Genomic DNA, 9998 nt, shown 5'->3' with positions numbered 1-9998 from the left:
TGCCCCACCACGCTCAAACGTAAGGATTTGATCATCCGTGGGCTGCGGCTTTGGCTTCGGAGCCGCTGAAAACGTCTTCTTCGACATAGCGCTCAATCTCTTTCGTTAGGTGTTCAATCTCATGGGCGGCGTTGCTATCCGGTGCCCACTCAAAAATTGTTTGGCCCATCGTCATGCCCTCAGCGAAGGCGACACGCTGCTCGATTTCGCTGCGCAAGATAGGTAGACCGGCTTCAGCGGCCATATTGCGGATATCTCGTCCGATAACCGTTTTCCCTATTTTGCGGGAAACCACAAACCCACATTTAAGGGCTGGTTTGAATTCCTGCGCTTCTGTCACCTGGCGAACTGTTAGATCAGACGCCCATGTCGACAGGCCCGAAGGCTCAATGGGCAGCGCGACAAAATCAGAAGCGATGATGCAAGAGCGTGCGATCTCTTCCGCATGGGGAGGTCCATCAATGACTGTATGGGTATAGTCTTGAGCTAATTTGAGCGCGTCGCGCGCCATATTGGCCCTTGCCATGCTGACAACCTGGAAGGGCGCGTCTTCGCGCAGGCTTGCCCAAGTCGTGGCCGAGCTTTGTTTATCAGCATCGATAAGTAGAATACGGTGTCCTTGGCGGGCTAGGCACCCGGCGACGTTCACCGAAAGCGTTGTTTTCCCAACGCCACCCTTTTGGTTCAGGAATGATACGATCATAAATGAATATAACCACATTTGATTTTTTGGGTAAAGGTGTAAATGTGGGTCTGTGGTTTATGGTCGTCCACGGCGCTCAAACCATTTCTTGCAAAAGCCTAGGAACGCACGGTCGACGTTCTTAGGAGCATCCAAACCTCCTTCAGCCATCCAGGCGCGCCATTCGTTTTCTAATTTGTAGACATCCCAGCCAGGCGCGGCTTTACGAGCTTCATGATACGTATCGCCATCAAGCCGTATGCTGGACAATGCTAGGGCAGGGACCTCGCTTTCGTTGTTTGAGCTAAGCTTCCCACGGCTCTTAAATGTCACCATGTCGTCGTCGATCTCGATGGAGTAGTCAGGGATATGGGCATGAGTTTGGTCATGTTCGACAATGTTAGTCACAAGGCGTCGAAATTCCCGAAGGGTCGAAGCTGAGCCGCATTTTCGCTGTAAAGTAGCAAGTGAAATAGGCCATTCTTTCTGTCGTCCACAGTGCTTGCGCGCAAGCTCGTAAATCCGCCGCTCTATGGGCTTGCGTAGCCGAAAATAGTCTCTGTGAAAGGTCAGTACTTCCTTGGCTTTGATAGCGTTGAACACCCAATCAGATAGCGTCACCTCAATTTCTTGCATCCGTCCATCTCGCGTCTGACGGACAATCCTAGCGCGGTCGATGATGCTGAAGATATCCAGTTGTTCGGTGTCACCTGTCACAATGTTGGTTTCAATCTGCGTGCCTTGGAGACGCACCAAAGCACTACGCAACCCCTCATATCCCCGACCGTCTGTCACACGGTTCGTTGCTTTCAGAAAATCATACGCTTTCAAGCGTAGTGTCTTAGACGGCGTCTGACCCTCATTCATCGCGGCAATGAGCTGGCTTATGCAGTAGATCAAGACATCACGGTCATGGATCGTAGCTAGGCCCTCTGAAGAAGGTTTAACCTCCACAAAATTCTTTCCCGCCTCATCCTCATATCTTCGAATGCGGTGGTCGGGCTTCGTTGACAGAGAAAAGATCGGATGCGCCATAGACGCCATGTCGCCCTTTGGCGCTGCATCAAAAATATCGCAAACGAACAGATCAGCCTGATCAAGGCGATCTGGAAGAAGAGGGGACTTAGATGCTTTCGTGATTTCACCCACCATGCAACTATGGTTCGTGATTTTACACACGCCGTCAAGGTGTTTCGTGATTTTACACACACCTAGGCAGGTTTCGTGATTCTACCCACGTTCTTTCGTGATTTTACACACGTTCTTTCGTGACTCTACCCACAGGACATTCTTTTTTTTCTTTTATATTCAGTATTTTATAGCGTGTTATCCACAGCGTAACACTATATTTAACACATATTAACACTACAGCTGCTCGCAAAACCCCAAATATGGAAAAAGAATCCGCCTCTGGCGGATACTCTGGCGCGATCATGTGGCCAAAGACCACACGCGCCTTAATTCGCTCTAGCTCACCAAAGGATCAGAGACGATTTTGCCTTGGATCATCGGGCACGCTGTCGATGCTTACGATCACACATGCAGAACCTGACTTCACGAAGAATGACGGTTTCCACCCCTACGGGGCGGACCCTCCGCAATTCGTCGTTCCGTCAGAACCATGCAAGTGTTCTCTACGCATCTTGCGACAAGACGCCCATAATCCGCATTGCCATCTCGTTATCCGGGATCGGGATATCGAGACAGGCAAGCGGGTGGTGCGTCTATCGGATTCCGCCCGCGACCGGACAAAGGCCGGGTTGGAACCCAAGGCCGTCGAATGGGTGCGCATGAGCTGGGAGACCCATGCCAATCGCGCGTTGGAACGCGTAGGGCGTGAGGCCCGCATAGATCGTCGGTCTTTGGAAGCCCAGGGGATCGACCGCGAAGCAACCATTCATATCGGCCCCCAGGCGATCCATGTCGATAAGCGCGTGCATCGGCCTGAGTCCAAGTTTGTCGAAACCGGCAATGGCCGATCCATCGATTATCCGACGATCGATGCTGGACGCACCCGCCAGGAGCGTCATGCCGAGATCGTGGATTTTAACATCGAGAAAGCGGCCAGGTCGCCGGATTTCCGGACACGGGAAACGGCGAAGTTCCAACGCGATCAAATGGCCAAAGACCGTGCCCTTGAAAACCGCCTGATCACTGAGGCCCGAAGGCGCACGCTCGAAGAGCGGCGATATCGCGCCAAGATCAGAGCGGACTTAACCCATGTGCGCCAGCTCCACCAATCCGAAACCCGCGCCATGCGCAACATGTTGCGGGAGGATTGGACTGCAAAACGCACGGCTTTGACGGAGCAGCACAAGATTGAGCGATCTGATCTGGCCAAAGATCAATCCAGGCTTGGCGCGCGCTTTATGCGCATCGTGGATGTCACAGGGCGCACCCGCAAACGGCAGGAGACGGATAAAAAGGCCCTACAAGCCCGTCAGAAGGTCGAAAGGGGCAAACTGGTGCAAGAGCATCAGAAAAACCGTTCCCTGCACTCAGGGGCGGTGAAATCGCGTTATGCGGATATGAAGCGCGAAGTGGCCGCGCAGTATCGGCCTGGTTTGCTTTCAATGCTTGATCGGCACCGTGATGCTGACAAGGATGCGGATCGCCTGCGCCAGGATCGTGCGACGGAACGTGAACAGGTGGAACGGCGGTTTGAGGAAAAGCTCAAGAAAGTGGAGAGGATGCGGAAGCAGCGGCAGCGTGATCGCGGACCGTTACTCTAGCTACTTCTAAAAGCTACGGATGGTTTTCAGGTTAAGGTTGTAACCTTATTGAGGTCGCAGGTTTCTCGTCTTCTGCAGTCGTCGAAGCGAGATACAGTAGAGTAGTGGACGAGCCAACGGCCAATACAACGCCGATTACAACCGCTGCAAACATCAAAGTTTTATCACGACTCGCAGCATTGAAAGCGTCTTTTCCACCGTAAGCGTTTGAATCGGTTGTGAAAGATGTATCTGCCAAAGCCGTCCTCCTTTATGCGGTGTTATATCAATACAACATGAAAACTACTGGAGTATAACCACAAAGTCCCCAAAAAACAACAAAATAAGCAAAAATGCGTTGAAATGCGCGCAAAAGCGGTGTAAGCGGCGATTTCGCGCTGAAGGGGATGGGAAATGTCGATAGGTATAACGCGTGGCTGCAAGCCATTGGTTGAAGGCTTACCTGCGACCATTAAAGCTATATCCGATGCTGCAGGTGTCAACGATGCTTCAGTACGCCGTTTCAAGAACGGCGACACACCTATACGTAGAACGACCTTTAATAAAATTTCCCATGCCATTAAGGAGACGTGGGGTATTGATATTCCTGCTGATGTTCATTTCCATGAAACCAGCACATGATCCAACTTTGCTATGAAGTACTCGGTTCATTTAGCGCTGTTTTTGGCAATATTAGCGAACGGCGCTGCTGATATCTGGTTCAGCGCCACAGACAACAAACCGACTTTCACTTTGCTGCTGATGCGTTACGTGGGAATGGCAGTTTTTTTGTCGCTACTGTTGATAATTCTGCGCCAGAAGTTTCGCTACCTTTTTTACTCACAGAGCTGGGTCTTTGCCCTTTTCGGAGTTGCTGCCTTCACTTCTGGTTGGTTGCTAACTGACTTTTCCGGTAGTGTTGCATACTCTGTTCTAGGCGTAGCTTTGCTACCAGTGGTCTCTTTTTCTGGTTCAGCGCTTTACCACCAGAAGCTTCCATCTGGTGGGGGCTTGATTTCTGCAATTTTTCTGTCGGCAATCTTCGTGGCATTCTCGCTCGAAAGCTTTGACCTGTCTCGCATTGAGTATGTTTGGATGATAGGGTCTCTTGTTTTTGCTGTGTCTTTATCCATGGAGCTTTGGGCAATTCGCCGTTGTAAGTTTCGCGCTGAAGCGGAAAATCTGCCTCATTCAATAAATATTCATGCGCTTCTCGCTGCTTGTTTGTTGGGCATGACTATACTGATTCCAGTTCAAGCTGCCTTGGAGATCTACTTGGTCCCCGGAGCGATGGAGTTCTCTAGGTTCTTTGAGATTGATTGGGAGGTATACCGCCTGGTTCCGTTTCTGATCGCTGCTGCAATTATTATGAATCTTACAATGATGTGGGCAACTTCGAAACTCGAAGGCTCTATCCACCCGGAGGTTATTTTGCAGTCTGCAGTTCTCGCGATTGTAGCGGAGCGGATATTTGTAACGGAGATTACCTCGCTGAATGATGTTGCTCCCGTTGCTGCAGGCGTTTTATCTCTATTTGGGTTTTCGGTTCTTTATGTTTTTAAAACTAAAAGAACTTAGTAATGTTTCGAGACAGAATAACCCCCAGAAAGAGGAATAAATTTATGGGGCTCATTATTTGAATAACGGTATCGGATCACAATTTACTAAAAATAATCGAGATGCGATCTTCACCTAGTTTTTATTCTGTTGAATGTATGTCTTTAAACACTGTTAACCCTGGAGCCAGGGGATTATCTCCAAATAACTTTTCCTCGATATCCTTACCGACCGTGATCTCCAGCTCTTCGAATACATCGTCCCCGAAACTTCCGTGATCCTTCATCATCTCTATTGCCTTTTCAAATCTGTTACCTCTAACTATCTGATACGCATATATTCTATATGCATACGGAGCCCCAAATAGATCACTTTGGGAAAGTCGTAAGCCATAAATATCTGTTCTGTCTTTTCCGGGTATGTTTCTCATTTGAAAGTCAAGCTTACTTATTCTGAAGTGAAAACCACGCTTAACTTTTCCAATTGTATAAGCTGTTTGTCCTGACTGGAAAGCAATTCCGCTGACGTCGCGCTCCTTTGTTTTTGGATCGTATCTTAGTGTCTTGTAGACCGGCAAGTATGACTTAAAGCGGCCGCCATACCTTATTCTCATAGATGCCAAATTATATCTTCGGCCGCCGGCTGCTGTAAATAGAATGTAGTTTCCATTTTCATTCGAACATTCACTTGCTATTCTGCCTGGCTCCAATTGAGAAATGTTTTCTGCTGAGCCTTCAAAAAATGTGTTGATCACTTTTTCGAGCTCCTCGTCGAAAAACCTTTGCTCTTCGCCCCCCTGAATTATTGAAAGTATATAGTTCTTTTCAATAACGCTGCAGTTGTCCTCGACGTACTGCGCGACTGCTGAACGTAGTGCGCCTGAATAGTTCTTCAGTTTTGAAAAGTGCCCAGTCTCGATAGCAATGTTCGGGAAAGCAAGGCTTTTCAATTTACTGAGTCCTGAAAGGTCTTTCGCAAAAACTAAGAATTTACAAATCCGAACGAATTGACTGTTGCTAGCAGCCTGTATTTCAATTTCCATTTGACCCCATACCCTCGCCTTTCTAGCTGAGAATGGTTGGATGTTTGTTCCTGTCAAGAAAGAAATGATGCGGCATAGGAACAAAGGGGTCGAGTTGCAGACGCTGTTCGTATCCCATGGCGTACAATCTGGTCCAGGACTGGGAGTGCAATTCGTTCTTGGTTGCTCAAATCTATTGTAGCTGTGTGATATCCAGAAGGAGTAAGAGAAATGTCGAACGCATTGAACAGGTTCATAAAATCGCACTCTGGGGTTGCTACAACTGAAGGTGACTGGCTAACACTCAACAAGTTGACAGAAGGAAGTGAGCAAATCGATCCTTCCGGTCTTGATGAGGAAGGAAACGGAGTTGCGGCGACGGCGAAGACCCATCTGCTGACGGTAGGTAGCGCGCCACGCTGGCTAAATTTCTCCAATGTTACCGAAACCCTGCTGTTGAGAGACATGTTTGGAGCAACAAATTCGCTGTTTCCGCAAACGGTAGATGCTGATTTTGTGGATGAAGGCATAAAATTGGGTGCGTCTGTTATTCAAGCCGTCGAAGCAGCAACAAAAGTAGACGATGTCGAAGCAGCTTCCTTGGCCATACCCTATAGGGATGAAAACCCACTTCACGTCTACTTTGGAGCTCATCCGAGCATCGAAATCGTTTTTGATGCTATCGAAGGTTTTAACAAAATCGAGTTCCTGAGAAAGGTAGTACTCCCCCGTCAGGTTCCGACGATACGGAGGCGTTTCGTAAAGGCACAAATTTTCACTGTGTGTCGATGCTTTAAGCAGCTTGAACTCTTCATGGACCATGGTTGGCAAAACATGGAGCCAGACTTCGAGTTCATTATTAAGTGGGAACGCAGAGGAGCAAGGTTCAAATCAAGCGATCACTGGTTGATTGCACCATAAGTTCTGAAGTTATTATCGTAATTTACGAAGAAATTTTGCCTCTCTGTGCGTAACCTGCGCTAACGAGAGGTAATTTTTCAGCATGATCGCTCGTCACTACCTGCCCGAACATAGAATACCACAAAACTGAACCAACGGCTTACCTGGTTCAGAGCGTTATTGCACAACGCTTTTTCTGACTCCTAGACTATCTTGCCCCCACATCCTGGCTGCAATGTCCTGCTCTTCTTTGCCAACGGCATCGGCATAGATCGCCGTCGTGCTGAGCTGGGCATGTCCCATCCACTTTTGGAGCATGTGCAGCGGAATACCGTTCACCGTGGCATTGATCCCAAAGCCATGCCGCAGTCCCTTCGGGCTGCGATGCGGCGCTTCAGGTATTCCGGCCTCTATCATAATGCCTTTCACGATCTGCCAGACCCGCACGCGGCTGAGCGGCCAGATCGGCGCGGCGGCCTGTTTGCGAGATTTCTGGGCCTCTCTGATCCCGTGGGCCATGTTGAGCGTGTCAAGATACTCCGGGGGTACCGGAACGCTCCTGTAGACGATCTTCGAGTTGCCAGAGGCATCCTTGCGCTTCTTCAGACTGCGAATGGTGATCGTCCCGCCTGACAGATCCACCCTGGCTGGGGTGATCTCCAGCAGCTCGGACGGACGGCAGCCGGTAAAATGCAACGTCTCGCAGAGCGTCCGGTCTCGCGCGGGCTTGCATCGGGCCACAGCCAGAAACGCGGCGCGCTCTTCCGCGTTCAAATAGAGCCGGTTCCCGGCAGTGTCATAGAGGCGCATTTCGCTCATATTTAACATTCTACGCGAAAACTGTTAAACCACGAAGCGGAAACAGGTCCCCTGCCCTATCAATCCACAGGTTGGCGGTGTTGGAGATTTAACACTATTGATAATAGTGTTAATTAGCAACCGAGTACCCACCTGAAGAGGAGTAGTGCGAATACGTGCCGGATCCCGGAAGAGTTAACAAAGGATTTGATATTTAGAGTTTTCTGAGCGCCATCGAGAGAGCGGTTTGGCTATATGAATCGTCAACTCTCCAATCCAGGTTACCGTTCTCTTGAATGTATGGGTCGTAGACTATCACTTCGGTGAAGCAAACAGGCCGATCGCCGCTGCTACCTGTAGGTTTTTCGCAACCTGCGCTACTGACAGCGTCTGCCGTCACAGTTAGGATTTCCTGGCCAGGAAGCTGGATCTTGAACTTTGCTGCGGTGGTGCCTTCTGTTTCAAGCGCGCCCACGCGGAAAGTGGCGCTTTCAGAACGATCTTCTGCCACAAAAATAACTGTTCTATATTTTTCATCCTTCGGTTGGAAAAGATCTAAGATGTCTTCGGTAGTCGCTCCGTCTGCCTTTTTTGCCCTAGTGTAATCTCGTAGCGCTGTCTTCGAGTTAAAGAACTGTTGCCGGATGCTGTTTTTTACTTCTGTTTTGAATTCCCCCCCAATCGTCGCTTCCAGAACTTTAAGGTCCGCAATGGGTAAGCCTTCTACACCAAAGCCCGCTAGTTTATCCCCTTTTACATTTCTTGGTTGGGATGATGTTCCTGCAGTAAGAGAAACTTCTCCGATAGGCGTAAGTCGGTTCGTTTCAGTATTCCATGAATAGAAAGTGCCAGCGGGAGTGGCTCTAGGATCGTACATTCCCAGCCTATTCGGTTTCGCATATGAGAAATCAACTGCACCAGTGGATGTGGATTCTCCACCGCCAAGGCACCCAGCCAAAATGATTGGGGCCACAAAAATAAATCTTTTCATATCGTTAGTCCTGAAGGGAATGTGAGTGCACCTATGAGATGCAATGATAACGCCATTCTCTCTTCAATACATAGAAAATTTTGCCAAATGACCTTTTTGAACTGTTCAGGTAGTTCAGTGCGTGTTGGATTTGGTAGTCTAGGGTATCCCCCTATCATTGCATGTGAGCAGAACGATCAACTATGTTTATACCCACAAACCCACATTTGTACTTTATTGCGTGAACTTGATCCATGTTGCAGGTTTGCGAATTTCTGTTCCTGGCAACTCGTCAGGAAACTGAGATGCACTGAGGTGTCCTGGGCGAATGTGGCGAACAAAACTCGCTACATTCTTGAGTGATTTTGCTGGATTCTCAACGGGTGACAGGATTCCGACCGGCAACCCTACTTCTTGAGTTACAATTCGTATTGGTTCCACCAAGTCCGTATCGTTTGTTATGACGGCAGCAACTTCAAACTTGTTTTGAAACGCATCTCTAACCAGATGGCTTGCAAGGTTCACATCTGACCCTTTTTCCTCAGAAATCGAGGCTTTGACGAACTCTGGGACACCTTCAGGGGCTTTCGCTTTTACCCATTTGTCATTGACAAGAAAGTTACCTCTGAAAATGGAAACCTGGGGTAGCGTCTCCAAAGCGTTCAGATAAATACGCTGTTTGGCTGGTGCCTCCTGGTCGATTTTTGCTGACACTGTTGCGGTGTAAAAATTCACTGCCTCTATCTGGTTTTCAGGCTTGAGAACTCGTTGGGAGAGTTCGACAATGTTGAGCCATCTAAACTCCGGTGATCGCTTCAAGAGCCTGTAATAAAGGTTGAAGCCATCTATGTAGACAGTAGTTTTCGTCATTCTTTACACACAAAAAAGCAAAAGCCGCTAAGGCGAACCTTGCGGCCTTTGGGCCAGATGCAAGCATCTGGTCGGTATGTTGATAGAATATGTTCCAGAAGCATATTTGTCAACCAAAAAAATACACAAACCCACATTTGTGTATTTGTTCATTTGCGCACTATACCTGCTTCTTCTTCCAGTTCAATTGTTCTGGCATTGATGAATGCTTGTATTTCACTAACCATTTTACGATTGGTTGCACTACAGGCCGTTTTGAACCGTGTGTGAATACTCGCGGGCAAGTCCAGGCTCAACCGCTTCGACGGCTCTTCCGATGTTTTGTTTGCCGCAGGTTTACTGGGGCTGGTCGTGTCATGCCCTGCCCCACCACGCTCAAACGTAAGGATTTGATCATCCGTGGGCTGCGGCTTTGGCTTCGGAGCCGCTGAAAACGTCTTCTTCGACATAGCGCTCAATCTCTTTCGTTAGGTGTTCAATCTCATGGGC

10 protein-coding genes are annotated in these 9998 nt (G+C 48.8%); 4 read left to right on the top strand and 6 right to left on the bottom strand.

All coding sequences use genetic code 11. The features are described 5' to 3' along the window. Nucleotides 1–31: 31 nt before the first annotated feature. Nucleotides 32–703: a ParA family partition ATPase gene (gene parA / locus So717_RS21925; protein WP_159981407.1), complete on the bottom strand. Its 672-nt coding sequence runs from the start codon at nucleotides 701–703 to the stop codon at nucleotides 32–34. Nucleotides 704–760: 57 nt separating this feature from the next. Then, nucleotides 761–1834 (bottom strand): replication initiator protein A, encoded by a 1074-nt coding sequence (locus So717_RS21920; protein WP_159981405.1) that lies wholly within the window; start codon nucleotides 1832–1834, stop codon nucleotides 761–763. Nucleotides 1835–2325: 491 nt separating this feature from the next. On the opposite strand from So717_RS21920, the gene So717_RS21915 reads away from it, so the two are divergent. From So717_RS21915 to So717_RS21905, 3 genes are all read left to right on the top strand, one after another. Continuing rightward, complete coding sequence (locus So717_RS21915; protein WP_202981930.1) at nucleotides 2326–3414, top strand: MobA/MobL family protein; 1089 nt, start codon at nucleotides 2326–2328, stop codon at nucleotides 3412–3414. Between the two features lie 393 nt (nucleotides 3415–3807). Then, entirely contained in the window at nucleotides 3808–4035 is a 228-nt protein-coding gene (locus tag So717_RS21910; RefSeq protein ID WP_159981401.1) for a helix-turn-helix domain-containing protein, read from the top strand. A 12-nt stretch (nucleotides 4036–4047) separates the two neighbouring features. Beyond that, nucleotides 4048–4971 carry a hypothetical protein gene (locus So717_RS21905; RefSeq protein ID WP_159981399.1) on the top strand — a complete coding sequence of 308 codons (924 nt, stop codon included), beginning with the start codon at nucleotides 4048–4050 and terminating at the stop codon, nucleotides 4969–4971. A 121-nt stretch (nucleotides 4972–5092) separates the two neighbouring features. On the opposite strand, the gene So717_RS21900 is transcribed toward So717_RS21905, so the two are convergent. Next, on the bottom strand, nucleotides 5093–6049 hold the full coding sequence (locus tag So717_RS21900) for a hypothetical protein (protein WP_159981397.1): 957 nt from the start codon (nucleotides 6047–6049) through the stop codon (nucleotides 5093–5095). 153 nt (nucleotides 6050–6202) lie between these two features. On the opposite strand from So717_RS21900, the gene So717_RS21895 reads away from it, so the two are divergent. After that, nucleotides 6203–6892, top strand: a complete 690-nt coding sequence (locus tag So717_RS21895; protein ID WP_159981395.1) for a hypothetical protein — start codon at nucleotides 6203–6205, stop codon at nucleotides 6890–6892. A 156-nt stretch (nucleotides 6893–7048) separates the two neighbouring features. On the opposite strand, the gene So717_RS21890 is transcribed toward So717_RS21895, so the two are convergent. From So717_RS21890 to So717_RS21880, 3 genes are all read right to left on the bottom strand, one after another. After that, nucleotides 7049–7690 (bottom strand): tyrosine-type recombinase/integrase, encoded by a 642-nt coding sequence (locus tag So717_RS21890; RefSeq protein ID WP_159981393.1) that lies wholly within the window; start codon nucleotides 7688–7690, stop codon nucleotides 7049–7051. A 193-nt stretch (nucleotides 7691–7883) separates the two neighbouring features. Then, a complete protein-coding gene (locus So717_RS21885; RefSeq protein ID WP_159981391.1) occupies nucleotides 7884–8660 on the bottom strand; it encodes a hypothetical protein in 777 nt (258 codons plus the stop codon). 213 nt (nucleotides 8661–8873) lie between these two features. Beyond that, nucleotides 8874–9509: an NYN domain-containing protein gene (locus So717_RS21880; RefSeq protein WP_159981389.1), complete on the bottom strand. Its 636-nt coding sequence runs from the start codon at nucleotides 9507–9509 to the stop codon at nucleotides 8874–8876. Nucleotides 9510–9998 lie beyond the last annotated feature (489 nt).

The organism is Roseobacter cerasinus (assembly GCF_009811755.1).
Lineage (GTDB): Bacteria > Pseudomonadota > Alphaproteobacteria > Rhodobacterales > Rhodobacteraceae > Roseobacter > Roseobacter cerasinus.
The sequence above is the reverse complement of the archived record's forward strand: the minus strand, read 5'-3'. Positions and strand labels throughout refer to the sequence as shown.

What these genes read in the sequence shown, in the direction of transcription:
- parA (WP_159981407.1), bottom strand. Translation starts at nt 703, where the DNA reads ATGATCGTATCATTCCTGAACCAAAAGGGTGGCGTTGGGAAAACAACG.
- So717_RS21920 (WP_159981405.1), bottom strand. Translation starts at nt 1,834, where the DNA reads ATGGTGGGTGAAATCACGAAAGCATCTAAGTCCCCTCTTCTTCCAGAT.
- So717_RS21910 (WP_159981401.1), top strand. Translation starts at nt 3,808, where the DNA reads ATGTCGATAGGTATAACGCGTGGCTGCAAGCCATTGGTTGAAGGCTTA.
- So717_RS21905 (WP_159981399.1), top strand. Translation starts at nt 4,048, where the DNA reads ATGAAGTACTCGGTTCATTTAGCGCTGTTTTTGGCAATATTAGCGAAC.
- So717_RS21895 (WP_159981395.1), top strand. Translation starts at nt 6,203, where the DNA reads ATGTCGAACGCATTGAACAGGTTCATAAAATCGCACTCTGGGGTTGCT.
- So717_RS21890 (WP_159981393.1), bottom strand. Translation starts at nt 7,690, where the DNA reads ATGAGCGAAATGCGCCTCTATGACACTGCCGGGAACCGGCTCTATTTG.
- So717_RS21885 (WP_159981391.1), bottom strand. Translation starts at nt 8,660, where the DNA reads ATGAAAAGATTTATTTTTGTGGCCCCAATCATTTTGGCTGGGTGCCTT.
- So717_RS21880 (WP_159981389.1), bottom strand. Translation starts at nt 9,509, where the DNA reads ATGACGAAAACTACTGTCTACATAGATGGCTTCAACCTTTATTACAGG.